This window comes from Streptomyces sp. HUAS 15-9 (assembly GCF_025642155.1).
Lineage (GTDB): Bacteria > Actinomycetota > Actinomycetes > Streptomycetales > Streptomycetaceae > Streptomyces.
In genome coordinates, this window is record NZ_CP106799.1 from 122,067 (window position 1) to 146,619 (window position 24,553).

At 69.2% G+C, this 24,553-nt stretch carries 24 protein-coding genes and 1 pseudogene; 6 read left to right on the top strand and 19 right to left on the bottom strand.

Annotation, left to right across the window (positions count from 1 at the left end):
- Window positions 1–33: 33 nt before the first annotated feature.
- Window positions 34–615: a GNAT family N-acetyltransferase gene (locus tag N8I87_RS42800; protein ID WP_263217218.1), complete on the bottom strand. Its 582-nt coding sequence runs from the start codon at window positions 613–615 to the stop codon at window positions 34–36.
- A gap of 275 nt (window positions 616–890) precedes the next feature.
- Complete coding sequence (locus tag N8I87_RS42805; protein ID WP_263217219.1) at window positions 891–2,066, bottom strand: glycosyltransferase; 1,176 nt, start codon at window positions 2,064–2,066, stop codon at window positions 891–893.
- A 247-nt stretch (window positions 2,067–2,313) separates the two neighbouring features.
- Here N8I87_RS42805 and N8I87_RS42810 point away from each other — a divergent pair, with 247 nt between their 5' ends.
- Together N8I87_RS42810 and N8I87_RS42815 are read left to right on the top strand one after the other, a co-directional pair.
- Window positions 2,314–3,720, top strand: a complete 1,407-nt coding sequence (locus N8I87_RS42810) for an NDP-hexose 2,3-dehydratase family protein (protein WP_263217220.1) — start codon at window positions 2,314–2,316, stop codon at window positions 3,718–3,720.
- On the top strand, window positions 3,717–4,697 hold the full coding sequence (locus N8I87_RS42815; protein ID WP_263217221.1) for a Gfo/Idh/MocA family protein: 981 nt from the start codon (window positions 3,717–3,719) through the stop codon (window positions 4,695–4,697). Before N8I87_RS42810 ends, N8I87_RS42815 begins: the two co-directional genes overlap by 4 nt.
- A gap of 113 nt (window positions 4,698–4,810) precedes the next feature.
- Here N8I87_RS42815 and N8I87_RS42820 read toward each other — a convergent pair whose 3' ends face one another.
- Window positions 4,811–5,230: an ester cyclase gene (locus tag N8I87_RS42820; RefSeq protein ID WP_263217224.1), complete on the bottom strand. Its 420-nt coding sequence runs from the start codon at window positions 5,228–5,230 to the stop codon at window positions 4,811–4,813.
- A gap of 200 nt (window positions 5,231–5,430) precedes the next feature.
- Between N8I87_RS42820 and N8I87_RS42825 the strand changes: the two genes are divergently transcribed.
- Window positions 5,431–6,498, top strand: a complete 1,068-nt coding sequence (locus N8I87_RS42825; protein ID WP_263217226.1) for a glucose-1-phosphate thymidylyltransferase — start codon at window positions 5,431–5,433, stop codon at window positions 6,496–6,498.
- Window positions 6,499–6,512: 14 nt separating this feature from the next.
- Here the strand turns inward: N8I87_RS42825 and N8I87_RS42830 are convergent, their stop codons facing one another.
- Complete coding sequence (locus tag N8I87_RS42830; protein ID WP_263217227.1) at window positions 6,513–7,721, bottom strand: RNA-guided endonuclease InsQ/TnpB family protein; 1,209 nt, start codon at window positions 7,719–7,721, stop codon at window positions 6,513–6,515.
- A gap of 161 nt (window positions 7,722–7,882) precedes the next feature.
- Between N8I87_RS42830 and rfbB the strand changes: the two genes are divergently transcribed.
- Window positions 7,883–8,878: a dTDP-glucose 4,6-dehydratase gene (gene rfbB, locus N8I87_RS42835; protein ID WP_263217228.1), complete on the top strand. Its 996-nt coding sequence runs from the start codon at window positions 7,883–7,885 to the stop codon at window positions 8,876–8,878.
- 140 nt (window positions 8,879–9,018) lie between these two features.
- Here rfbB and N8I87_RS42840 read toward each other — a convergent pair whose 3' ends face one another.
- The 3 genes from N8I87_RS42840 to N8I87_RS42850 form a co-directional block, all read right to left on the bottom strand.
- Window positions 9,019–9,375, bottom strand: coding sequence for an ASCH domain-containing protein (locus tag N8I87_RS42840; protein WP_263217229.1), 357 nt, complete (start codon window positions 9,373–9,375; stop codon window positions 9,019–9,021).
- Entirely contained in the window at window positions 9,372–10,487 is a 1,116-nt protein-coding gene (locus tag N8I87_RS42845; RefSeq protein ID WP_263217230.1) for a hypothetical protein, read from the bottom strand. Before N8I87_RS42845 ends, N8I87_RS42840 begins: the two co-directional genes overlap by 4 nt.
- A 172-nt stretch (window positions 10,488–10,659) precedes the next feature.
- Window positions 10,660–11,121, bottom strand: coding sequence for an ATP-binding protein (locus tag N8I87_RS42850; protein WP_263217231.1), 462 nt, complete (start codon window positions 11,119–11,121; stop codon window positions 10,660–10,662).
- Window positions 11,122–11,225: 104 nt separating this feature from the next.
- Here N8I87_RS42850 and N8I87_RS42855 point away from each other — a divergent pair, with 104 nt between their 5' ends.
- Both N8I87_RS42855 and N8I87_RS42860 read left to right on the top strand, forming a co-directional pair.
- Window positions 11,226–12,563 carry a helix-turn-helix domain-containing protein gene (locus N8I87_RS42855; RefSeq protein WP_263217232.1) on the top strand — a complete coding sequence of 446 codons (1,338 nt, stop codon included), beginning with the start codon at window positions 11,226–11,228 and terminating at the stop codon, window positions 12,561–12,563.
- Window positions 12,560–13,378 carry a class I SAM-dependent methyltransferase gene (locus N8I87_RS42860; RefSeq protein ID WP_263217234.1) on the top strand — a complete coding sequence of 273 codons (819 nt, stop codon included), beginning with the start codon at window positions 12,560–12,562 and terminating at the stop codon, window positions 13,376–13,378. Before N8I87_RS42855 ends, N8I87_RS42860 begins: the two co-directional genes overlap by 4 nt.
- A gap of 123 nt (window positions 13,379–13,501) precedes the next feature.
- On the opposite strand, the pseudogene N8I87_RS42865 reads toward N8I87_RS42860, so the two are convergent.
- From N8I87_RS42865 to N8I87_RS42920, 12 genes and pseudogenes are all read right to left on the bottom strand, one after another.
- A pseudogene (locus N8I87_RS42865) lies at window positions 13,502–13,744 on the bottom strand (SAM-dependent methyltransferase); the annotation flags it as partial.
- 65 nt (window positions 13,745–13,809) lie between these two features.
- A complete protein-coding gene (locus tag N8I87_RS42870) occupies window positions 13,810–14,226 on the bottom strand; it encodes a virulence RhuM family protein (protein ID WP_263217236.1) in 417 nt (138 codons plus the stop codon).
- Between the two features lie 48 nt (window positions 14,227–14,274).
- Entirely contained in the window at window positions 14,275–14,868 is a 594-nt protein-coding gene (locus N8I87_RS42875; protein WP_263217238.1) for a hypothetical protein, read from the bottom strand.
- Window positions 14,869–15,870: 1,002 nt separating this feature from the next.
- Window positions 15,871–16,038 (bottom strand): hypothetical protein, encoded by a 168-nt coding sequence (locus N8I87_RS42880; protein WP_263217239.1) that lies wholly within the window; start codon window positions 16,036–16,038, stop codon window positions 15,871–15,873.
- A 301-nt stretch (window positions 16,039–16,339) separates the two neighbouring features.
- Complete coding sequence (locus N8I87_RS42885; protein ID WP_263217241.1) at window positions 16,340–17,077, bottom strand: hypothetical protein; 738 nt, start codon at window positions 17,075–17,077, stop codon at window positions 16,340–16,342.
- A 20-nt stretch (window positions 17,078–17,097) separates the two neighbouring features.
- The gene (locus N8I87_RS42890) at window positions 17,098–18,294 is read right to left on the bottom strand and encodes an acyltransferase family protein (protein WP_263217243.1); all 1,197 of its coding nucleotides are present in this window, start codon (window positions 18,292–18,294) and stop codon (window positions 17,098–17,100) included.
- 332 nt (window positions 18,295–18,626) lie between these two features.
- Window positions 18,627–19,268, bottom strand: a complete 642-nt coding sequence (locus N8I87_RS42895; RefSeq protein WP_263217245.1) for an NADPH-dependent F420 reductase — start codon at window positions 19,266–19,268, stop codon at window positions 18,627–18,629.
- The gene (locus tag N8I87_RS42900) at window positions 19,265–19,867 is read right to left on the bottom strand and encodes a dTDP-4-dehydrorhamnose 3,5-epimerase family protein (RefSeq protein ID WP_263217247.1); all 603 of its coding nucleotides are present in this window, start codon (window positions 19,865–19,867) and stop codon (window positions 19,265–19,267) included. The genes N8I87_RS42895 and N8I87_RS42900 overlap by 4 nt, the downstream gene beginning before the upstream one ends.
- 144 nt (window positions 19,868–20,011) lie before the next feature.
- On the bottom strand, window positions 20,012–21,490 hold the full coding sequence (locus N8I87_RS42905; protein WP_263217248.1) for an MFS transporter: 1,479 nt from the start codon (window positions 21,488–21,490) through the stop codon (window positions 20,012–20,014).
- A gap of 262 nt (window positions 21,491–21,752) precedes the next feature.
- Window positions 21,753–22,220, bottom strand: coding sequence for an ester cyclase (locus N8I87_RS42910; protein WP_263217249.1), 468 nt, complete (start codon window positions 22,218–22,220; stop codon window positions 21,753–21,755).
- 132 nt (window positions 22,221–22,352) lie between these two features.
- Window positions 22,353–22,922, bottom strand: coding sequence for a cupin domain-containing protein (locus N8I87_RS42915; RefSeq protein WP_263217251.1), 570 nt, complete (start codon window positions 22,920–22,922; stop codon window positions 22,353–22,355).
- A 27-nt stretch (window positions 22,923–22,949) separates the two neighbouring features.
- Window positions 22,950–24,473, bottom strand: a complete 1,524-nt coding sequence (locus N8I87_RS42920) for an MFS transporter (protein WP_263217253.1) — start codon at window positions 24,471–24,473, stop codon at window positions 22,950–22,952.
- Between the last annotated feature and the right edge of the window lie 80 nt (window positions 24,474–24,553).

Genomic DNA, 24,553 nt, shown 5'->3' on the forward strand with positions numbered 1-24,553 from the left:
TCTCCGTCGCAGGCGGTCGGCTCCCGACGGACCTCACCAGAGCCTGTCGATCTCCCCGGGATACAGCTCGATACGGCTCTCGTGGAAAAGCGCCTCCGCCTGCCGGGCCTCGGGTGAGAAAAAGGCGGCCATGGTCACCTTGTCGAAGCCGGGACGGTCGCTGGGGAACGGGGACTCGGGCGTGCCACCGATCAGCACCGCCCCGGGGAGGACCGCCCAGCCCGCGCTCTCGTAGAACGCCCGGAGCGGGCTGTCGCAGGTGAACAGTCCAAGGTCCAGCAACCGCTCGCGCATCGTCTCCCGGGCAGCCGCCACCAGGCGTCGGCCGTGTCCGCGGCCACGGGTCTCGCGTCGCGTGACCACGGTGCTCAGGCCCCCGGCTGCATAGGCCCCGCCCGCGTGGACGATCTCCTTGGACAGGATGTCCAGCGCGGCCACCACCGTCCCGTCGTCCACGAGCAGCATCGACAGCGGCCGCAGCGCGGGATCATGGGCCGGTGCGTCGGGCGGAGCAGCCGCGCCGGGCGGCGACGGCCACGCCTGCTCCTGGATCTCCCGCACCTGCGCACGCAGCTCGAAGGGAGTGGCTTCTTCGGGGAACGACAGGATGTGCACGCCCCGATTGTGGTCACCCACCGCGTCGGCGCAAGGAGGTTTTCGCAGCTCCCAGCCCCTGCCCCTGCCCCTGCCCCCGCCCCGGTCGGGGCAGGAGCGGGGCGACGCCGGTGCGCACGCCGCGGGGGAATCGGCGCGCGCACCGGGGCCGTTGGTCCCCCGGCGGCCCGAGGGACCGGTCGGTGGCCGGGACCGGTGCGGGCCGGTCCCGGCGGGTTCAGCTTACGGCCGTTTCAGCCGGCGTTTCGTTTCAGCCTTAGCCGACCGGCTCGGCTTCAGCCGGCCAGTTCGACGAGCTTGGTGACGTTCTCGGCCGGGTCGGGCATCGCGGCGATCTCCGCGGCGACCTTGCCGGCGGCCACCCGGTAGCCCTCCTCGGCGAGCAGGCGACGGGTGGCCTCGGTGACCGCCTCGGGCGACTGGTCCGCGGCGAGGACGACCTCGCCCGCGCCCGCGGCGGCGACTGCCCTCCCGTTGGCCGGGCCGTCGGCACCCTGCGGCAGGACCAGCTGCGGCAGTCCGGCCGCGAGCGTCGCCAGCGTGGTGCCGGCGCCGCCGTGCTGCACGACCACCGACGCGTGCTTGAGCGCCTCCGGCTGTGCCACCCACGGCACGGCCACCACGCGCTCGGGCAGCTCACCCAGTTCCTCGACCGGTACGACGGGCCCGGCCGCGACCAGCACCGGCACGTCCAGCGGCAGCAGCCCCTGCAGCACCGAGCGCAGCACCTCGGGCGAGCCGAGGGCGGTGCCCAGGGTGAGGTAGACGAACGGCTTGCCCGACTCCCGGATCCGCTCGGGCAGTTGGCCCGGCTCGGAGTAGGCGACCGTGCGCTGCTCGATGCGGGGCAGCGGCGCGGCCAGGAAGCCCGGGTCCTGGATGGACGGCGGGACGATGTCGATGTAGCTGCGGGACAGGGCCAGCAGCTGGCCGAAGGGCACGTCCACGCCGAGGTCGCCGGCCGTGGCGAGCAGCTCCTGCTGGATGCGCTCCTCCTCCGGGCCGAGCGCCATCACACCGACGCCGTGCGCGACGGCGGGCACACCCGCGAGGGCGGCGGCGAAGGCGGCACCGGGGTTCAGCGCCTCGTAGACGACGAGGTCGGGCCGCAGCCGCTCCAGGGCGGTGGCGAGGTCGGCCGCCACCCAGCGCGGCAGCACCGAGCCGAACACCTGCACATGCAGGTCCGCCAGCACCTCCGGCGGCACGTCCTGGGCCCCGAGCTCGCCCGCTCCCGCGAGGTCGGCTCGAGAGCTGACTGCTTCCATGAACGCCTCGGGCACCGACCGGCCCGCGGCCACCGGCTCGAGGCCGGCCGTCACCACGGCGGGGTGCAACTGCTCACCCGTGGCGAAGGAGACCTCGTGGCCCGCAGCCCGGGCGGCCTTCGCCAACGGCAGGAGGGGATAGACGTGGCCGAAGTTACCGGCGCCGGCAAAGAGGATTCTCATACCGCCCCAGCGTAGGGACGCGAACAGCCGCTGTCTAGTGCTGACAGATTTTCTGTCATCGACAGCCAACACGCCAACTATCGCTGATGGCAAGCCATTTGAACGTCACTCGGAAGTCGCTCGGCGGATCGAGCGCCCCTCTGGGACAGGTCGAGGCGCTCTCCAGGCACAGCCGATCGCGCCACCCCATCGTCGTGATGCGGCCGCCCGCCCCAGGGTGCGCGAGACAAGCCGAAGGAGCCCCTTGATGACCATCACCACCCAGGCAGTCGCGCCTCCGGGTGTCTCGAGGAGTCATGTGCAGCGGTTCATGCTGTCCGCGCAGGCCCTCGACAGCGCGGTGACGCCCAACGAGGTGTTCCACGAGTGGTTCTCCGCCCAGCGCCGCACCAACCGCTACGACGTGCGCCGTATCCCGTTCTCCGAACTCGTGGGCTGGCACTTCGAGGACGCCACCGGGAACCTGGTGCACGACAGCGGGCGGTTCTTCTCGGTCGAGGGCCTGAGCGTGCGCACCGAGTGGAACGGGCGCGAGGCGTCGTGGGAGCAGCCGATCATCAACCAGCCCGAGATCGGCATCCTGGGCATCGTGGTCAAGGAGTTCGACGGCGTCCTGCACTGTCTGATGCAGGCCAAGATGGAGCCGGGCAACGTCGACACGGTGCAGCTCTCCCCCACCGTGCAGGCCACCCGGAGCAACTACACCGGGGTGCACAAGGGCGCCGCGGTCCGCTACATCGACTACTTCAAGCCGCCGCGGATGCAGTCGCGGGTGCTGTACGACTCGCTCCAGTCCGAGCAGGGCTCCTGGTTCCTACGGAAGCGCAACCGCAACATCGTGGTGGAGGCCGTCGGGGACGTCCCCGAGCATGAGGACTTCGTCTGGCTGACCCTCGGTCAGATCCACCAGCTGCTGCACGAGTCGAACGTCATCAACATGGACGCCCGTACGGTGCTGTCGCTGATCCCGGCCTTCGGCGAGAGCGGGCTGCCGCTGCACCCGACCGAGCAGGTGCTGAGCCGGCTGACCGAGGTCAAGGCCCGGCGCGAGCTGGTGCAGCGCACCCTGCCGTTGAACCGGGTGGAGCGCTGGCGGCGTACCGACGAGGGCATCGAGCACGAGACGGGGCACCACTTCACCGTCATCGCCGCGTCCGTGGCGGCCGCCAACCGCGAGGTGAAGAGCTGGACCCAGCCCCTGCTGGCCCCCGCCGAACAGGGCCTGTCCGCCTTCCTGATCCGCCGTATCTGCGGGGTGCCGCACCTGCTGGCGCAGGCCAGGTCCGAGGCGGGCGTGCTGGACGTGGCCGAGCTCGGCCCGACCGTGCAGTGCCAGCCGGGCCGGGCCCTGACCCTGCCGCCCGAGCTGCGGCCGCGCTACCTGGACGTCGTCCTGCGGGCGACCCCCGACGAACTGCTTTACGACACCGTGCAGTCCGAGGAGGGCGGACGCTTCCACCACGCGGGCAACCGCTACGTCCTGATGGAGGTCGGGGACGAGTTCCCGGTGGACGTACCCGAGGAGTTCGTGTGGGTGACGGCCGAGCAGCTCAGCGCGCTGGTACGGCACAGCAACTACCTGAACATCGAGGCCCGGACGCTGCTGACCGGGCTGCGCGCGGTCTGGTCGCTGGGCGGGGTGTTCGCCCGGTGAGCGCCACGGCCGTACGACCCCTGCGCCTGGGCGTGCTGGGCTGCGCGGACATCGCCCGGCGGCGCATGCTCCCCTCGCTGGAGCGGCAGCCGCTGGTCGAGGTGACCGCGGTGGCCAGCCGTACCTCGGACAAGGCCCGGCAGTTCACCGACCTCTTCGGCGGCACGCCCGTCGAGGGCTACGGGCGGCTGCTGGAACGCGACGACGTGGACGCGGTGTACATTCCGCTGCCTCCCGAGATGCATGTGGAGTGGACCCTGCGGGCGCTGGCGGCCGGCAAGCACGTGCTGTGCGAGAAGCCGTTCGCCACCAGCCTGGCCGACGCCGAGAAGGCGGTGGCCTTCGCCAGGGAGCGCGGACTGCTGCTGATGGAGGGCTTCATGTTCCTCCACCACTCCCAGCACGCCCGGGTACGGGAACTGGTCGCGGACGGGCTGATCGGTGAAGTCCAGCTGTTCTCCTCGGAGTTCGGCATCCCACTGCGGCCGGCCGCGGAGCCCGGCGGCACACCCCGGCGGGCCAGCACCCTGCCGGAGGTGGCCGCCTATCCGATCCGCGCCGCCCAGCTCTTCCTGGGCCCCGGGCTCCGGGTGGCCGGGGCCCAGGAACGCCCGGCCAGCGCCTACGGGCCGAGCCCCGCGGGCAGCGCGCTGCTGGTGTCGACGTCCGGCGCCGCCGCGCAGCTGGCCTACGGCGTCGAGCACGCGTACCTCAGCGGGTACGGGCTGTGGGGCAGCCGGGGGCGGCTGCGGCTGGAGCGGGCCTTCAGCACGCCGGACGACTTCACCCCCGTGCTCAAGGTGGAACGCGACGGCGAGGTGAGCGAAATGGTCCTGGACAAGGACCACCACTTCACCAACATCGCCGGTGTCTTCGCCCGTGCCGTACTGCACGGCGAGGACTTCGCCCCACACGCGGAGGCGATCCTGGACCACGCCCGGCTCGTGGAGGAGGTCGAGCGGGCGGCCGGCCGCTGACGGAGCGCGGCCACAGGGAAAGCGGCCCGGCGCGGTGACGACAGGGATCCTCCCGTCACCGCGCCGGGCCGCCGGCGTTTCCACGTGTGCTGCTGCGTGTTGCTGTGTGCCGCTCAGGCGCCCTGCATGGCGTAGAAGTCGACGCCCAGCTGGTGGAACATCCCGGCCATGTCCAGCTGGTCCCAGTGCTCGGCCAGCAGCCCGTTCTCCACGCGCCAGATGTCGATGGACTGGAAGGACAGCGTGCGGCCGGTGCCCTCGACGCCGAAGAACGTGCCCCGGTGGGTGCCGGAGTACTCGAACCGCCCCGCGATCCGGTCACCGTCGACGATCACGTCGTGAGCGACGACGTGGACGTCCGGGAACGCGTCGAAGATCTGCTGGAAGAAGGCCGCGTTGGCCTCGATGCCGTCGGCGACGACCGGGTTGTGGTCGATGTGCCCGGGCGCGGTGTGCTCGCTCATCGTGCTCACATCATGACTGTTGATCATGTCGACGAAGGCCTGGACGAGTGCGCGGTGGTTGTCTGCCATTGGGTGTGTGCCTCTCTCGGCTCGTACTCGGGCTCGGGCTCGGGCTCGCCTCACGGACGTACTGAAGAACTCGTGACGGAACTGCACCGAGGATCCGTACTCCCTCTCGAGCCGCCCTGGAGGACCCCTGTGGGCAGGGCCCCTGTGGGCGCGGCCGATCCCCAACCCCCGCTCAAGTGCCCGCTCCTAGCCTCGAGGCCATGAAGGCTCTCGTACTCTCCGGCGGGGCCGGAACCCGCCTGCGCCCCCTCACCCACACATCGGCCAAGCAACTGGTGCCCGTGGCCAACAAACCCGTGCTGTTCTACGGTCTGGAGGCGATCGCGGACGCCGGTGTCACGGAGGTCGGGATCGTCGTCGGGGACACGGCCGACGAGATCAGGGAGGCCGTCGGCGACGGCTCCATGTTCGGTGTCTCCGTCACCTACATCCCGCAGGAGGCGCCGCTGGGCCTCGCCCATGCCGTAGTGATCGCCCGGGAGTTCCTCGGCGAGGACGACTTCGTGATGTACCTCGGTGACAACTTCATCGTGGGCGGCATCTCCTCCCTGGTCGACGGCTTCCGCGCGGACCGTCCCGACGCCCAGATCCTGCTGACCCAGGTCTCCGACCCGCGGCAGTTCGGCGTGGCCGAACTCGGGGCCGACGGACGCGTGGTCAACCTGGAGGAGAAGCCCGAGTCGCCCAAGAGCGACCTGGCGCTGGTCGGCGTCTACCTCTTCACGCCGGCCGTGCACGAGGCCGTACGCGCCATCGAGCCGTCCTGGCGCGGCGAGCTGGAGATCACCCACGCGCTGCAGTGGCTGATCGACGCCGGCCGCGACGTGCGCTCGACGACGATCTCCGGGTACTGGAAGGACACCGGGAACGTCGCCGACATGCTGGAGGTCAACCGGACGGTGCTGGAGCGCGCGGAGCCGCGGGTGGACGGGACCGTCGACGACAGCAGCGAGATCATCGGGCGGGTGCAGATCGACGAGACCGCGACGGTGACGGCGTCGCGCATCGTCGGCCCGGCCGTGATCGGTCCGGGCACGGTGGTCACCTCCTCCTACATCGGCCCGTTCACCTCGATCGCCGGCGACTGCGAAATCACCGACAGCGAGATCGAGTTCTCGATCGTCCTCGACCACTCCCTGGTGCACGGCGCCCGCCGTGTGGAGGCGTCGATCATCGGACGCAACGTGGAGGTGACGCCCGCGCCGCGGGTGCCCGCCGCGCACCGGCTCATCCTCGGCGACCACAGCAAGGTGCAGATATCGTCTTGACTTCCTCGCCCGCCCTAAAGGCGGGTGATTCCAGCGGTCGCCCGCTGGGTTTCCTGCTTCACCGACGACCGCCCCGTCCGGGAAGGCTCCCGTTGAGGTCTTACACCGTCTCCGCAGGCAGACGCCGCCAGCCCGGCGGCCAGGATGTTGCGTGCCGCGTTCACATCACGGTCATGTACGGCGCCGCAGTCGCACGTCCACTCACGGACGTTCAGCGGCAACTTCGCCGCGACCGCGCCGCAGGTTCCGCACAGCTTGCTGCTGGGGAAGAAGCGGTCGATCACGACGAGTTCGCGCCCGTACCAGGCGCATTTGTACTCCAGCATGGAGCGGAGTTCCGTCCAGGCCGCGTCCGAGATGGCGCGCGCGAGCCTGCCGTTCTTCAGCAGGTTGCGGACGGTGAGGTCCTCGATCACGACCGTTTGGTTCTCACGGACGAGTCGAGTCGACAGCTTGTGCAGGAAGTCCCGGCGCCGGTCAGCGATCCGCGCATGCACGCGGGCGACACGCTGACGGGCCTTCTCCCGGTTGTTCGATCCCCTCGCCTTGCGCGACAGCTCCCGCTGCGCCTTCGCCAGGCGGGCACGGTCACGCCGCTCATGCCTCGGATTGGCGACCTTCTCCCCGGTGGACAGGGTCACCAGCGACGTGATCCCGGCATCGATGCCGACCGCCTTGTCGGTGGCGGGGGCCGGGGCGATGGTGACTTCGCAGAGCAGGGACACGAACCAGCGGCCGGCCGCGTCACGGGACACAGTGACCGTCGTGGGCTCCGCACCCTGCGGGAGCGGACGCGACCAGCGAATGTCCAGGGGCTCCGCCATCTTCGCCAGCGTCAACCGACCACCGCGATACGCGAAGGCGCTGCGGGTGTACTCCGCCGACGCCCGGGACTTCTTCCGGCTCTTGTACCGGGGGTACTGGGACCGCTTGGCGAAAAAGCTCCCGAACGCCGTCTGAAGATGGCGCAGCGCCTGCTGGAGCGGAACGGAGGACACCTCCGCGAGGAAGGCGAGTTCCCCGGTCTTCTTCCACTGCGTCAGCGCGGCCGACGACTGCACGTACGAGATACGACGCTGCTCGCCGTACCAGGCCCGCGTGCGCTCCTCCAGCGCCTTGTTGTACACCAGGCGGACGCAGCCGAACGTGCGCGACAGCTCAGCCGCCTGCTCATCCGTGGGGTAGAAGCGGTACTTGAAAGCCCGCTTGACCTGCCGCGCCATGTCTCACATTCTATCAGCTCCTATGTGAGAAGCGGAGGTCGGCCGGTGGAAGGCGGACGTCGGTCCACCCTGGCGGCGAACCGGCCGTCCTTGCCCTGCTCCGCAGGAGCTTCGTTTCCTCCCCGGCCCGAAGGTCGGGGTATCCACGAAGGAGAGCCCCGATGACGGCCACCACACACATCCTCGTCACCGGCGGCGCCGGCTTCATCGGCTCGCACTACGTCCGCACGCTTCTCGGCCCCGACGGACCGGACGACGTCTCGGTCACCGTGCTCGACAAGCTGACCTACGCGGGCAACCCGGCCAACCTCGACCCGGTCCGCGGCCACGCCGGCTTCCGCTTCGTCCAGGGCGACATCTGCGACCGCGACCTGGTCGCCCAACTCGTCGCCGGGCACGACCAGATCGTGCATTTCGCGGCGGAGTCCCACGTAGACCGCTCCATCCAGGGGGCGGCGGAATTCGTCATCACCAACGTGCTGGGCACCCAGACCCTGCTGGACGCGGCCCTGCGCCGCCCCGGCGGCCCGGCCCACTTCCTCCACGTATCCACGGACGAGGTGTACGGCTCACTCGCGGAGGGCTCCTGGCCGGAAACGGACCCCCTGAAGCCCAACTCCCCCTACGCCGCGTCCAAGGCCTCCTCCGACCTGCTGGCGCTGTCGTACCACCGCACGTTCGGCCTGGACGTGCGGGTGACGCGCTGCTCCAACAACTACGGCCATCACCACTTCCCGGAGAAGGTCATCCCGCTGTTCGTCACCAACCTCCTCGACGGCCTGCGCGTACCGCTGTATGGCGAGGGCCTGAACGTCCGCGACTGGCTGCACATCGACGACCACGTCCAGGGCCTGGAACTGGTCCGCACCGGCGGCCGCGCGGGCGAGGTCTACAACATCGGCGGCGGCACGGAGCTGAGCAACAAGGAGCTGACCCAGCTCCTCCTGGACCTGGCCGGCGCGACCTGGGACAGCGTCGAACACGTCCCCGACCGCCTGGGCCACGACCTGCGCTACTCGGTCGACTGCACCAAGATCACCACGGAACTGGGCTACCGCCCGCGCAAGGACTTCGCGGAGGGCCTGGCGGAGACGTTCACGTGGTACCGCGAGAACCGTTCATGGTGGGAGCCGCTGAAGGAGCGAGCGGCACTGTGAACTGTCCGGGCGGACCCCGGCCCCGGAACCCTCCGCACGGCTGCCCCGGACCCTGGCCCTGCCCGGCCCAGCCCGGGGCGGCCGCGCTTCGGTAGGGGAGCACCGTCTCCCCCACATCGGCCACGACGGAGACGGAGAACCTACGACGCAGCACGCCTGATCTCGATGGCGAGGGCACCCAGCGCTTCCTTCTCCGGTGGGTAGATGTTTCGAATGTTGGCGAGCTGCTGCTCGCGGTCGGCGGTGGGGTTCACGTTGGTGGGGCCCTCGCCGTCGAGCAAGGCGTCGAAGGACTCGTACTCAGTCACGCGCACTACGCAAACGTCGCACGTCTCGTTGGTGCCCTTGATGCGGAAGCGGATGACGTCGTCTGCGGCGAGGTCGGCAAGGTGCGGGTATTTCACCCGCACCTCGATGGTCTTGGTGCCCGCGCTAACGAGGTCGAAGTACTGCCGGTAGAGGTTGAGTTCGTGGACACGGGCGGTGGTGTCGGTCATGTGGCAGGAACGCTCCTGGTGGCTGGTGCGGTCATCATGCGGCCGATCTCGGCGGCCGAGTACGAGCGGAAGAAGTGGCGGGGGTCCGACAGCAAGGTATCGGTCATGGTCAGTAGTCGGTCGGCATACTCAGCGACGGTTCCAGGCCACTGTCGGGTATCGAGCATCCAGTCGGCTGCACCTTCGGGCAAGGGAGCGTGGCCCTCGCGGATCAGCGACTTGGAGAGTTTGGCGCCGGTCTCGGTGACGACTTGGGGACAGAAAAGGCGAGCCGGGAGCTGTCCGCAGGTGAGGCCGACGGCTTGGAGTGCCTCGTCGACCAGGTAGGAGCCGAAGACCCAGTCGCCACCCTTGACCATGACATGCAGGGTGCCGCGGAGGCTGGACAGGGCAAGTTCCTTGACCATGTTGCGGTACAGGGTGGCCAGGTCCAGGTAGGAGCCCTCGGTCGGCGTGATGGTGGCCCGGTAGGGGCCGTGGTGCAGGCAGATGGCAGCCACCTGCGCAGACTCGCGGTTGGTGAGTCGGACGCGGGTCCGTTCGGCGTGCTTTTCGGCCCAGCCGCAGCCGGGATGAGGGCAGGGGATGCGCAAGTGTGGTGTGCCGGTAGAAGGAGCGAGACACCAGCGCGCGGCGTCCAGGCGGGGCACTAGCCGCAGCCACGTGCGTCGGAAGTGCTCGCCGGCCTGCTGCTCGGTGTAGGTCTCGACGCGGTGCGGAACGCCCAGGCGCCGCGACAGCACGGTGAACAGGGGCTGATAGAGGGCTGAGACGAGGTCGCCCAGCGCGTGCTCCCCGAGCACCTGGGCGTAGGCGCGCTGGTAGCGGTTGCCGGTCGCTGGGTCGGTGGCCAGTTCGTAGGGCGCATTGTCGAGGGCGTTGAAGAGGACCTCGATGGGCAGAACGAGGCGGTCGCGCAGGCGGGCGGCCATGGCGAAGGCCAGGGACTGGACGAGGGAGGTGCCGATGTGCGGCGCGCCGTTGATCTGTGCGCCGACGACCAGCACGATCCGCTCCGGTGAGGTGGCCAGGATGCGCGGGGTCAGGATGTCCTCGGCGCGATGGAGGGCGTTGGCGAGGACAGTGTTCGGTGAGACTGGATGAATCGTCACGGGACGTCCTTCTCGGGTGAGTTGGGTTCCATTCGGTTCGGGTGTGGCCGAGAGGAGGCGTTGGCTGAGGTCGCTGACGTCGAGGTAGCTGTCGATCCGGGCAGGGCGATGTCCAGCCACGTGACAGTGGCAAGGAAGGCAAAAGTCGTGAAGGAGCCAGTGCGAGCCGGAGTCAGCATCCTGGCGCCACGCTGTGGTGGAAAGCGGCCCATACGCACTTGCCGGGACCCTGGCGTTCCTCCACGCCCCAGTCCTCGGCGACGGCTGAGACGAGCAGCAGGCCGCGGCCGCTGTCGGCGGTGTCCGCTACGTGTCGTCTGCGGGGTGTGGCGTCACCGCTGTCGTGTACTTCGATGCGGACTTGGATATCGTCGAGCGTGACGCGCACCAGCACCCGGCCGCCTGCTGAGGCTCCGTGCAGGATGGCGTTGGTGACGAGTTCGGAGGTACAGAGCTGGACATCGTCGAAGCGTTCGGTCCGGCCCCATGAGGTAAGGGCCTCCTCGATGAATTTCCGGGCGGCGCCTGGTGTGCTCCGGCGTCGGTCGAAGAGCCTCGTACGGTGCTCGACGGTGCCGCCGAGAGCAGGGGCCGGGGCGAGGGTGCCCGGCTTGCCGGGCAGTGTGCTGGGCATGGCCAAGAGCCAACCACTGTCGCTCGTTCGGGTCGGGAGCCAGCGTGGGGGCCATGTCGGGGGCCACTATGGGGGCCAGTGTTCGCGTGCTGCGGGGAGAGGGGATGGGTGACACGGGGATTGGTGCGCTGCTCGCCCGGCTGCGCACCGAGCGTGGCTGGTCCCAGCAGCGAGTGGCCGACGAGTACAACGTCCTGGAGGGGCAGGCTGCCAAGACGGGCAAAGAGATCGGGCGCTATGAGCGCGAGGTGCGGATCCCGGTGCCGTACACGCGCAAGTACCTGGCGCAGGTGTTCGGCGTGGATGCCGGGATGCTCGACCGGGCGGTCGCTGTCAGCAAGCGTCGACGCAGTGATGACGGTGCGGAAGAGCCACAACGGGCGTTACCCACGCGGCCCACGGCGCGTCCGCGCTCGGCCGTAGGGGCTGTGTCGGCGGATGCCGTGGCCTCGGCAGAGTTCGCCCGGTTCATCGCGCAGCGCAACGCCGACGAACTCGTCGTGGAGCAGCTGGAGGCGGATGTCGCTCGTCTTGCCCGCGCCTACGTCAGTCACCCGCTGCTGGAGCTGTACGTCGAGATCCAGCGGTTGCGAGACGGAGTGTTCGAGCTGCTGCGCGGCCGGCAGCATCCCCGGCAGACCACCGACCTGTACGTTGCGGCCTCCCGCCTTTGCGGGCTGTCAGCGCACGTCTGCCTGGACCTGGGGGACTACGACTCCGCAGCCAGACACGCTCGTACCGCCCGGGCGTGCGCCGAGGCGGTGGGCCATGACGGAATGCTGGCCTGGGTACGGGCAGTTGAGTCCTTGATCGCCTACTGGACCGGGCAATACGAGCGGGCGGCGCGACTGGCGCAGGCAGGTCGGCAGCACCGGGCGGGCGGGAGCTTGGGAGCTCGGCTTGCAAGCCTTGAGGCGCGGGCGCTGGCCATGGTCGGGGACCGGGCGGGAGCGGTGGCCGCACTGGCGGACGCCGAGCGTTCCCGCGAGGCGATGCCCGGCCATGACGACGCGCCAGGCATGTTCACCTTCCCGGCTGCCAAGCAGTTCGCCTACGCCGGGACGAGTCACCTGGCTATGGGGGGCCGGGAGCACGTCCAACAGGCCATTACCAGCGCGGACACCGCGATCCGGCTCTATCGCAGTGCCGAGGACGACGACCAGTCGGTCGGCGACCTGTTCGCCGCCCACGTCGACCTCGCCCGCGGTCACCTGCTTCTCGGTGACCTGGACGGCACAGAGGCGATGCTTGGTTTCGTCCTCGACTCCCCGCCGGAGCGCATGTCGGCCAGCATCGTGCGAAGACTCACCGCTCTGGGCGGGGAGCTGAGCCGCGCGCAGTACGGTGGAGCCGTGCGGGCCGCACACCTACGCGAACGACTCCAGCACACGGCCGTCCTCGCGGCCTCACCCGCCGCCCGTCCTCCGGAGCTACCGACGTGACCGAACTCTCCGCCGCGCACGACGCCGCCGTCACCGACCGGGGCCGACTGGCCGGGAGCGCCTACAGCAGCGACCGGGACCTGGCCGCCCGCCAGTCGCTCTACCAGTGGCAGACGCCCAGATACGACCTGCCCGGCATCGTCGCCGAGCAGCTGAGCACCGTGCGCGGGCGCGTGGTCGACGTCGGCTGCGGCAACGGCAAGTTCATCCAGCGACTCCGCGAGGACAGGCCTGATCTGGCACTGCTGGGCCTGGACATCGCTCCCGGCATCCTCGCCGGTGTCCCCGGCCCGGTAGCCGTGGCGGACGCAACCCGCCTGCCGCTGGCCACGGAGGGCGTCGACGCCGCTTTGGCGCTGCACATGCTGTACCACGTCCCAGACATTGCCCAGGCGGTCAGGGAGTTGTCCCGTGTCGTTGCCCGTGACGGGCTGGTGATCGCCTCCACCAACAGCGACCGGGACAAGGCCGAACTCGACGACCTGTGGCAGCGGGCCGCGGGAGACATCCTCGGCACCGGACGGGGCCCGGCCCGCATCTCGCTCAGCGCCCGCTTCTCCCTGGAAAAGGCCCCAGCTCTCCTGGGGGAGGAGTTCGGCCGCGTAGAGACGATCGAACTGCCCGGCACCATCACGGTCCAGGAACCCGAGCCGGTCATCGCCCACATGACCTCCTACCGGGCATGGGCGGACCAGCACGACGTGCCCTTCGAGGCCACGATCGAGCGGGCCCGCACGATCCTCGCCGAACACCTCACTCAGCACGGAGCCTTTGAGATCACCTGTAAGGGCGGCATCCTCGTCTGCCGTCGCTGAGGGCTGACTCGGCCTGCGGCGTCGACCGCATTCCGTAGGCCGCTCGCCTAACCTTGTGGGCGTGGCTCCGGGAGCTTGAGGGTGATACGCCACGACGTGCTGGTGCATCTCTCACCTCACGGGTCACCGCCGGGTGTATCCAGCCACCGTGTACGCGGTCGGGCCGGTGAGCCCTGTTCCTGTGCCGTCGAGCATGTCCAGGACCTCGAAGCCGGCATGCTCCGCGTAGCGCTCCAGCTCGCGGGGGAACAGGACGCGTCTGCGGATCTCGTCTCGGGCCTCGTCGCCCGAGGGGAGCATCCAGTGTCGGTACGTGGTGTTGATCTGGGTCCGCAGGTCCCACTCATGTCGGGTGGTGACAATCGCGGCTGCCCCGGACCCTGCCCGGTCCGGGGCGGCCGCGCTTCAGGATCGTTCGTGCCCTTCCTCTGTCAGGCAACCTGAAGGTCAGGATGCCCTTGCGCCGGCGGCACGGATGCGTAGGCGGGGAGCTTGAGGTTGGGCAGGTCGCCGGCCTTGATGCCGGCGATGGCTGCCCGTAGAGCGGCGTCCATCTCTTCAGCACTGGCGTACTTCGCTGCCAGCGGGTGAAGGCGGTAGGAGTTGCCCTTGCTGCCGTCCTCGTTCCTCGGCCGCAGCACGATGTTCAATGCGCACAGGGGCGCGATGAGGTTGCTGACGGCCTGGGGCGTGACCCGGTATTCGCGGGCCATGTCCTTTTGTCGTATGGGCAGCTGACCGCCGAAGTCGGAGCGGTGGAGCAGGTACTGGAGGAACTTCACCGACGCTCCGGATACGGGCAGGGCCCAAATACGCTCGGACACGACCGGCGACATGACCTCAGCCATCGGTTTTCCTTCCTTGTGACGCACGGCGCGGCGATCGGTGCCCGGCTGTCACCCCGTGCGCCTTCCGTTCCCGTATCCCACGTGCTGCGCGAAGCCGAGATCCAGCTCCTTCTCGCAGGCTTCGGGACCGATGGCGTGAGGGAATGCCTCGGGATCCCGGTCGTGCCGGACGGCGAGCTGCTCGAGGACAGCGTGCTGGGCGTTGCTGTTGCCGTGGAACCACAGTCGTACGTTCAGCTGGATCATGCCGTTGCCGAGTTGTTCGACCCACTTGTAGCCGACAAGGGCGCGGACGGCGCGATTGACCGTGGAGCGGGTGGTGCGCTTGCCACCCTTCTTGGCGGCGAGCTTGTTCAGCCCATCGGTGATCTCCTGCTGGGTGTACTGGGCGATGCCAGTGCCGCGCTGCTGGCCCCCGGCGACGTACAGGAACACGCACAACTGTGACTTGGTGATGGATTCGGCGACGGCGAGTTGGGCCAGGAACTGGGTGAACCAGTTCGATGCCAGGCTGTAGCCGGAGTCACCGGCCATGTCGTGCACCGCAGTATGGTCCGGCTCGAACTCGAAGGAGACAATCTTCAGCTTCCGGCGGGTACGTGGGTCGGCCGTGTCGCCGACTTGTCCGAGTTGCTCACCCAAGACCTGCAGAAGATCGTCGAAACCGACGTCGGAAGCGGGGTCAGGGACGGCTCGGGGCCACCGATGTGCCGGTGCACCAGATGTCACGGGAACTCCGTCGTTGCTCGGGCCGTCCAGAGGACCAGCCCAAATATCAAGCAGGGCTTGTTTTCTTGCTTCGGCTACTCGTCACCAGCCCTTCCGAGAGAGGCCTCACGTGCGGGCGGCCTGAAAAATCAACCACAGGTTGAACTTTCGGGCTGCCGGATGTCGTTAATCAAGTATCAGTTGATTAGTCGTGTCGCCATTACGACACATTCGACACCTGGCGCCAGCCCGAAACAGCCCACCGCACGCCGGTGACCTAGGAGCTGCGACCTGCGGTTTCGCACCCCCGCAGTCCTGCACGGCAAGAATCAAGCGCTCGTTGATTTCCGGGACGAAATGTGCGCGCCACAGCTACAGAACGAGGCCGTAAATGTGCTCCTCAGGACAACATGGGGGCGACGAACATGCAGGTCACAAGGCTAGGCCGCCGCGCGCCTCTTTTTAAAGAGCAGCCCGACCCGATGTCTGCACACGAACCGCACCGCTTCCCCCACTCTTGAACCCGCACCACCGAAAGCCAGCCCCCGCGGTGGCTTGCACGCCCTCGTACGAGCGGAGGCCACCCTGGCCACCCACTCACCTCAGCCACGTCATCCGGTATTTCTCTGCCTCGACAACAAACCGGCACAGCCCAGCTCCTCACCTGCCCTGGTACCGGCTTCGTACACATGACAAGAGCCAGGGCCGTGAACCCCCGCCCGTCAGATGCATGGCCAGGCAGTTCAGCCAGGTACAACCACTCGCGCCGTTCCGGGAAGTACTGGATCCTGAACCGTTGGGTGTGGTTCATCGGCAACTGGGCGATCTCTTCCGGCGGTACGAACCGCAGCCGCCGGGCCGAGCCCGCAGGCCGTTGTCGCGGCGCCACTGCAGAAGGGTGCACCCATGGCCGCGCACCGACAAGCTTGCCTTGGTCTACCAGGGGGGTCCTGCGGTTCGGGTGTCCGGCCCGTGCAACTCGATGAGCATCTGGAACATCTCGGCGCTCGTGCTGTCGGACTGGACCATGTCGTAGAGCGCCGGATCCCGATAGAGGAGGTTCGTTGCTTCCACGCGCTCGGCTTCCGTGTCGGGTCTGGCCACATGAGATTCCTGCGCCGCCGACTCGCGATTCGGCCGGGATGATCATCATTCGGTTGATCCGGGGCAGTGCCGCAGGGGTACCGTCTGAATGTTGCCGCAGAACGGAGTTCGCCGTGCCGCAGAGCATCGAGGAACACACCGGCGCTCGGATCGCCCGCATCCGGAAGCAGCGCGGCCTGACGCAGCAGGGGCTGGCGATGCGGGCTCACCTGTGCAAGTCGCTGACCGGCTCGCAGCCATACGCTTCCCAGTTACGCCTGACGGGTCACCGAGTTCAACGCTCCCTGATTCATGCAGTTGGTCAGCCGTGCAGGGCGCTACTCAACCGGTCGACCTGCTTCTCGACGAGGGCGAGAGGGAACTGCGCCTTGTCGCCCACGTTCAGCTTTTCGAAGTCGGCCGTGGTGTTGCCGACTCGGACGTAGACATGGTGCGCATCCCGCAGTCCGCCTCCGTCCGGCAACTGCGAAAGCTGGTGAAAACTCAGGGCCTCGTCACCCACGTCGGGAGCCTTGTCCACGACAATCCTGGCATGGAACTTTCCAGTCCACCCGACCCCGGTGAAGGACCGGCAGGTCTCGAGTGAGTCCTGCAGTTGGCGGAACGCCCTCTGCGCCTTCCCGCCCTCGTACGAAGCGAGTGTGGAGCCGCCAGGCCAGATGTCCCTCTTCCAGTTGAAGATCTGGATCACGGCAGCAGAGGCGGTTTTGCCGCCGAGCACGTCGAGAGCCGTCTGGCACGAGGCGTCGGAGACCGGCGGGAAGGTTCGCTGCTCGCTCTTCGGAACAGGATCCTGTATCGGCACGCTGTGAGCCCGAGGCACCTCATTGGCCTTCAAGGCGAGAGCCTTCAGTTGCTCAGCCGTCAGCGGGGGGCTGGAGGTTCTTGACGGTATTGCCGTCGTCGGAGACGCCGATGTGCCGTTCCCCTCTACGGCCGAACAGCCGGACACGACGAGCACCCCGGCAGCTATCGCCGTGTTCACCGATATCCAGCGCTTCGTCAGCGCAGCCGCCGCCATGAATGCCCCCTGGTCCATGCGTAAAAGACAGGCAGACGCTAGCCGCGGTCGCCGACGGGCGTCACATCCTTATCCCGTTTCATCTGCTCCCGGCCCCCCGGCACCGGCGCCGTGCCCGTCCGGCCGGCAAGCGCGGCGCGCATCGCCCTCCACGACCGGTTCCGTTTGAACGGCATTTCGAAGATTTCCGCGAACAGCCACGCCCCCAGCACCGAGGCGGGCACGGCCAGCAGCACTGTGAAACAGAACGTCGGCAGGCCGGGTGCAACGACGTGCGGGGCCAGCTTCCGGACGACGAGCATGACGATCGGGAGATGGATGAGGTAGAGGCTGTAGGAGAAATTGCCGAGAGTGCGTACGGGCCGCGTGGCCAGGAGGCGGGTGAGGAAGGCGGGCCTGCCGGTGGCCACCGCCGCCAGGAGCATCGTCATGGCCGGTACGACGGCCAGGTCCAGCCAGAAGTAGTGGTCCACCGTCCAGGCCGATCCCTTGACGGCTACCAGTGCCAGAGCCGGCGTCGCGGTCAGCGCTGCGAGCCAGTGCCACGGCAGGCGCCGTACCCGCTCGGGCGCGGCGACGATTCCCGCGCCTACCAGGCCGGCGACGAACACCGGAGCGAGATCCGGGGTCAGCATGTTCATGCCCTCCGTCGGTGTCCCGTTCGCCGCCGTCAGGCCGTGGGCCACCACCAGGAGCGTCACACCCGCGACCAGGACCACCGCGCCCAGGCGGCGCCGGATCAGGAGGAGGAGCGGGAAGAGGAGGTAGAGCTCCGCCTCCACGCCTATCGACCAGAACGCGCCGTTCGGGGTGGGGGCCGTGACCATGTCCTGGAGTACGAGGCCGTACACCAGGAGTGTCTTCCCCGTCGGCGGGCCGTAGTGCGAGGCGGGCACCACCCACCAGGCGACCGCCAGGCTCAGCGCGAGTGCCGCCCAGTACGGCGGCAGGATCCGCCAGGCCCGTCTGCGCAGGAACGGGGCGACGCCGCCCAGTTGCCAGCCTCGGCGGGCCGGTGTGATGGCCAGGGAGAACCCGGACAGCACGAGGAAGAAGACGACGGCGATACGCCCGTACATCAGCCAGCCGAGCCAGGAGGGGCCGGAGTTGTGGGGGAATCCCGGGAAGGTCAGCAGCCAGCAGTGGAACAGCACCACGTACAGTGCGGCCAGGCCGCGGAGTCCGTCGAGGCCCTCCACATGGCCGCGGTCGTGCACATGGCTGCGATCGTGCACTTCGTCCGTCCCGTCCCCTTGCCGCGCCCGGACGGCCAGGTCGATGTCACTACCGGTGTCAATGCCGATGCCGCTGCTGACGGGATGGTTCGATTGCAGTGAGATCGTTCGGCCCTTTCCCGCGTGAGATGACGCCACCTACTGCGACTGATACGTCGCGTGCAGCTACGTCGTTCAAAGCACGGCGTCGATCACAACGCGACGTCGTCAGCACACGACCGCGCCCCCGGTGTGGACCAGGGGCGCGGTGGGGCGGGCCGGGGGACTGAAGGGCGCGCCCGGGGCGCGGCGGTGGCGGGGGGTGCCGAAGCCGCCGCGCGGGATCAGCAGGATCAGCGGGCTATGCCCAGGCTGAAGGGGATCATGCCGTAGCGCATGACGAAGGGGCCCAGGAACAGGATCAGCCACTCCTGGGTGCGGGCGCTGTACAGGCCGCCCAGGTCCAGGATCCAGTCGTCCTTCCAGCCCAGGTCGCGCAGGAGGCCGACCACCGTCTCCTTGGCCCCGGGGTCGTCGCCGGACAGGCACGCGGTCGGCGGCATCGACAGGATGGAGGGGTTGGTCATCACCCGGCTGTCCATCGAGTTCAGGGCCTTGACCACCCGGGTCCGCGGCAGCGCCTTCTGGAGTTCCTCCGCCAGGCTGGAGTCCGCGTAGACGGGTGCGGCGGGCAGTCCGTCCGGGCCGCGTACGTACGCGTTGGAGACGTCCACCAGGACGCTGTCGCGCAGCTGCGGCTCCAGCGGGCGCAGGAGGTCGAGGGACAGTTCGCCGGGGGTGGCGTTGAAGACGACCTCGGACGACTCGGCGGCCGACGCGTGCGTCTTCAGTCGTACGCCTGCCTGCGTCAGCTCCTCGCCCGGTGCGCGGTCCGGGTGGCTGGAGCCGATCAGCACCGTGTGGCCGGCGCGGGCCAGGCCCAGGGCCAGGCCGCTGCCGACGGTGCCCGAGCCGAGGACGGCGATGGCGGTCATGACAGCACCGGCGTCCGGTACGACGCCTTCGCCTGCTCGTACGTCGGCAGCAGACCGGCGGCGACGGCCTCGGCGAGGGTCGGCGCGGCGGCGTCCTTCTCCGAGCGGATGAAGGGGTGGGAGGTGTCCCACGGGATGCCGATCGCCGGGTCCAGGGCCTGGATGTCGACCATGGTGCCGTGCACGTACTCCTCGGAGCACAGGTAGTTCATGCAGGTGTCGTCGCTCAGCGCGAGGAAGGCGTGGCCGAGGCCGTCGGCGAGGTAGACGCCGATGCCCGAACCGGCCTCCTGCAGCGTGGTGTCGAACATGCCGAACGTGGGCGAGCCGACCCGCAGGTCGACCACCACGTCCAGGGCGGCCCCGCGCACACAGGTCACGAGCTTGGCCTGGCCCGGCGGCAGGGTCGTACCGTGGATGCCGCGCAGTGTGTTGCGGTGCGAGACCGAGTAGTTGACCTGCCGGACGGCGAACGTCTGGCCGCTCGCCTCGCTCAGCTCGCTCAGTCGCCACGCCTCGAAGAAGTGGCCGCGGTTGTCCGGGATGTGCGACGGCGTGATCCTGAAGGCGTCTTTGACCTTCATTTCTTCGATTGCCATGCTCCGCTTCCTCGGTTTCCTGTTCGGGCAACGGGGTTGAGCCGGTCGAGAACGCCCGGGCGCGGCGCCGGACCCCCCGCGGGCGTGGTCGGGTTTCCGGGGCCCGGTGCCCCGGAGCGGGGAGCCGGCGCCGCGCCTCGGGGGTCAGCGGGCCGGGGCGGGTGCGGACTTCTCGTCCGAGGTGGCCGGGGACGACTTGGCCACCGGCGCGGACTGGCTCGCGTCCTGGGCACCGCGGCCCGGCACGATCAGCATGAACAGGGTGCCGAGGCCCACCGCGGCGGCGCCCACCCACATCGCCGGGACCAGGCCGTCGACGAAGTTCTGCGGTGAGGCGAAGCCGCCGTTGGCGCTGAAGATGGAGGCCAGGAGGGCGACGCCGAGCGCCGCGCCGACCTCACGGGTGGCGGCCGTGACACCGGAGGCGATGCCCTGCTCGTGCTCGGCGACCGAGCCCATGGTGAGGTTCATCAGCGGGGCGTAGAACATGGCCATGCCCGCGCCGCAGATCATCAGGGCCGGCAGCTGCTTGACGTAGGAGACGTCCGGGTCCATGACAACCGCCCAGTAGGCCATGCCCGCCGTCATCAGCGCGAGGCCGACGGCGACCACCGGCTTGCCGCCGATCCGGTCGGATACCATGCCGGCGATCGGCGCGACCACCATCGGCATCGCGGTCCAGGCGAGCAGCCGTACGCCGGCCTGCATCGCGGTGTAGCCCTGGATCAGCTGGAAGAACTGGGTCATCAGGAAGATGGCTCCGAACATGCCGACCGACATCAGCACACCGGCCAGGTTGATGCCGGTGAACGCTCGGCCGCGGAACAGCCGCATCGGCACCATGGGCTTGTCGGTGCGGTTCTCCCACAGCACGAACAGGCCCATCACGGCGGCGCCGCCGACCAGCCCGGTGAGCACCATCGGCGAGGTCCAGCCATTCTCGTGACCCTTGATCAGACCGAGCACGATGCCGAACAGGCCGACGCCGGACAGGACCGTACCGACCGCGTCGAGACGGGAGTCGGCGATGCTGCTCTCGGCGAGCTTGCGCCAGGACAGCGGGGCCAGGATCAGACCGAGCGGCACGTTCAGCCAGAAGATCCACTGCCAGGACAGGTGCTCGACGACGACACCGCCGACCAGCGGACCCGCGGCGATCGACAGGCCGTTGATCGCGCCCCAGATACCGAGGGCCGAACCGCGCTTCTCGGGCGGGACGGCAACAGTCAGCAGGGTGACCGACAGCGGCATCACGATGGCCGCGCCCGCGCCCTGGACGGCACGGGCCGCGATGAGTTCACCGACCCCCGGCGCCATCGCCGCCGCCGCGGAGGCACCCGTGAACAGCAGCAGGCCGAGGCAGAAGACCTTGCGCCGGCCGAACCGGTCACCGAGCGCGGCACCGAACATCATCAGGACCGCGAAGGACAGCGTGTAGGCGTTGACCGTCCATTCCAGGTCCGCGAGGCTGCCGCCGAGCTTCTCCCGGATCGTGGGCAGCGCCGTGATGATCACTAGGTTGTCCAGGCCCGCCATGAAGGAGGCGAGGCCGGTGGTGAGGATGGCCCAGAAGACCAGCCCCTTCGTTCCTCCGCCCGTAGATGGGGGGTTGACGGTGCTCATTCGAGCATCCTTTCTGGAGGCGGTCAGTGCGAGATGCTCGTCGCGGAGACGTGTCCGACGTACGACAGCGTGGACCGGGCGCACGGCCGGCCCGGCGCGGACGACGCTACGGACGGGTACTCGACTTCCCCTTGAGCCTCACTCGGCGAGCGCTGAACCCCCAGGTGTGCGGGTGCGCCGCGGGGCCCCGGGCCGTCGGCGGCGCTGCCGGTGTCGGCAGCGTCCGTGGGCGGCCGGGGCCCCGCGGTGTCGCGGCCCGTGATCAGGCGAGCTGGCGCTTGAAGGTGTCGATGTCGAAGTAGAGGGTCTCGTCGATCAGCACGTCACCGTCGAAGTGGAAGATGACCAGGATGGGCGCGTCGATGGACTTGCCGCGGTTGGGTATGTCCCGCCAGTCGGCTTCCTGCTTGCCGCGGGCCCAGGCCTCGAGGATGACCGCGGTGGGGGTGTGGTGCAGGTGGAGCACGTCGTGCTCCAGGTTCGGGAAGGCCGCCTGCATACCGTCGAAATAGCCCTTGCGGATGGCCTCGGGGCCGACGAAGGACTCCTCCTCGAAGGCCTGGATACGGTAGACGGGGCCGCGCGGGAACGTGGCGAAGACGCCGTCGATGTCCCACTGCGTCTCGGCGATGGTGTGCTCGATGACCACCGCCTCGCGCCGGGCGCGCAGGTCGGCGTCGGGCGCGGGGAGATCCGCGCCCGGGAGAGTGAATCCGTTGTCGCTGGCCATGTTCCCGTTCCTCCACGCGTCGCGGTGAATCCGTCGGGGCCGACGCTAGGACGCACCGCTAGGCCGGCCCTCGCACGGAACTCGAAAACCGGCCGAGCGACCTGAATCTGCCGAGCAGTCTGCCTGAACGGATCAGGCCGTCTGCGGCTGCCCGGCCCGCTCCTGCGGCGGACGGTAGGTCGGGCGGTAGCCCATGGCCACGGACAGCGGCGCCAGCGCGGTGCACAGCGCCATGTCGAGAAGGAACGGACGGCCGGTGACGACGCGGTACTCGTCGCGGAAGCCGAGGGCGAGCAGCGGCATCTGGAGCCTGGGGGTGCCGTCGGGCTTGAGCCGGCCCTCGTTGGTCAGGCCCCACAGGGTCTCAAAGACCGTCTCCGTCTTGTAGGCGGGCGTGGTGCGCCAGGTGATCCGGGCCCGCTCCGGGCCGGGGTTCCAGATGGAGTGCACGGCGCCCGGCGGGATGTAGAACTCGTCGCCGGGACCGTACTCGTGCAGGGTGCCGTCGAGCAGCAGGTGCAGATGCCCGCGCTCGACCTGCATCCGCTCGGTCTGCCGGGGGTGGTAGTGCTGGGGCGGCTTGATGCTGGCCGGGGAGTACTCCACGGCCACCTCGACATAGGCGCCGTCGGTCTCGGCCGCCGTTTTCAGGAAGGTGAGCCGGTCCTCGCCGAGCCGCAGGACGTCTCCGGGGCTTGCCATGGGGGTCTCCCTCGTGAGGGTGGGGGGTCAGGTGGTCTGTGCCCGGGCCGTGCTGGTGGCGCGACGCCGGCCGGGCAGGCCGACGACGGCGTTGATCAGGTTGAGCACCGCGATGCCGGCCGCGATCCAGAAGCCGAGGTGCAGTCCGTCGAGCCAGGCGACGGCCGGGGCGGTGCCGCTGGTGAGTTCCGAAGTGGTACGGGTCAGGGCGCTGGTGGCGACGGTGGCGACGCCCAGCGAGGCGCCGACCTGGAAAGCGGCGACGAGCACACCGGAGGCGATGCCCTGCTGTTCCTGCGGTACGTCGGACACGCCCGCGACGTTGACCGGGATGGTGCAGCACTGCATGGCCGCGCCCAGGATGAGCAGCGCGGGCAGTACCTGGGTGACGTAGTCGCCGTCGTGCGGGGCCTGGGTGAGCAGGTACAGGCCGGCGACGGAGCCGACGGCGCCCGCAATGTAGACGGGGCGGGGGCCGAACCTGTGCATCACGCGGGTGGCCGGGGCGGTGATGATGATGGCGATGATGCCGAGTGGCAGGAACGCGAAGCCCGACTTCAGGGTGGACCAGCCGAGGGTGCGCTGCAGGTAGTAGCTGCTCAGGAACAGTACGGCCGCCTGCACACCGCTGGTCAGGACGCGGCCGATGGAGGACGCGACCAGGGAGCGGGTGGCGAAGAGCCGCATCGGCATCAGCGGGTCGGCGACCCTCAGTTCGACGAGGACGAACGTGGTGAGCAGGACCAGCGAGCCGACGAACGGCGTCACCACGTACAGTCCCGAACGCCAGCCGTGGTCCTGGATGTTGACGATGGCGTAGACGAGCGCGGCCAGGCCGCCGGTGACGGTGACCGCGCCGATCAGGTCGGGGCTGGAGCCGGGGGTGAGGTCCTCGCGGCGGCTGCCGAGCAGCAGCACTCCGGCGACGGCGACGACACCGAAGGGGATGTTGATGTAGAAGATCCAGCGCCAGTCGAGGCTGTCGGTGATGACGCCGCCGAGGACGACGCCGAGGGTGCCGCCGAGACCGGCGAGCGCCGCCCAGACGGCGAGGGCGGTGGTGCGTTCGCGGCCCTTTGGGAAGGACGTGGTGACCAGCGACATGGCCGCGGGCGACAGGAAGGCCGCGCCGCAGCCCTGCAGGGCGCGCGCGGCGATCAGCACGGTGGTGCCGCCGGCCAGTCCGCACGCCAGGGAGGCGGCCGTGAACAGGACGGCGCCGACCAGGAAGGTGCGCCGCCTGCCCCAGCGGTCGGCGGTGCGCCCGCCGAGCAGCATCAGGCCGCCGAAGCAGAGGATGTAGCCGGTGAGCACCCACTCGGTGGCGGTGGCGCTCGCCTTCAGGTCGGCCTGGATGGCGGGCAGCGCGAGGTTCACCACGGTGGTGTCGAGGAGCACCATGAACTGGGCTATCGCGACGAAGACGAGCAGGGTCCAGCGCCGTGGATCCGGCGGGGTGTGGTCCTCGGCCTCGACCACGGCTGTGTCGACCGGCTGGTCGGCGGGTGACGCGTGGCGTTCGGTGCCCATGGCTCCCTCTCGTGTGTCCATGGCTCCCCCTGTCTGTGGATCCTGCGTGGGTCCTGTGTGCCGGACGCGCCCCCGGGCGGGGTGCGCGTCCGGCGGCCCGG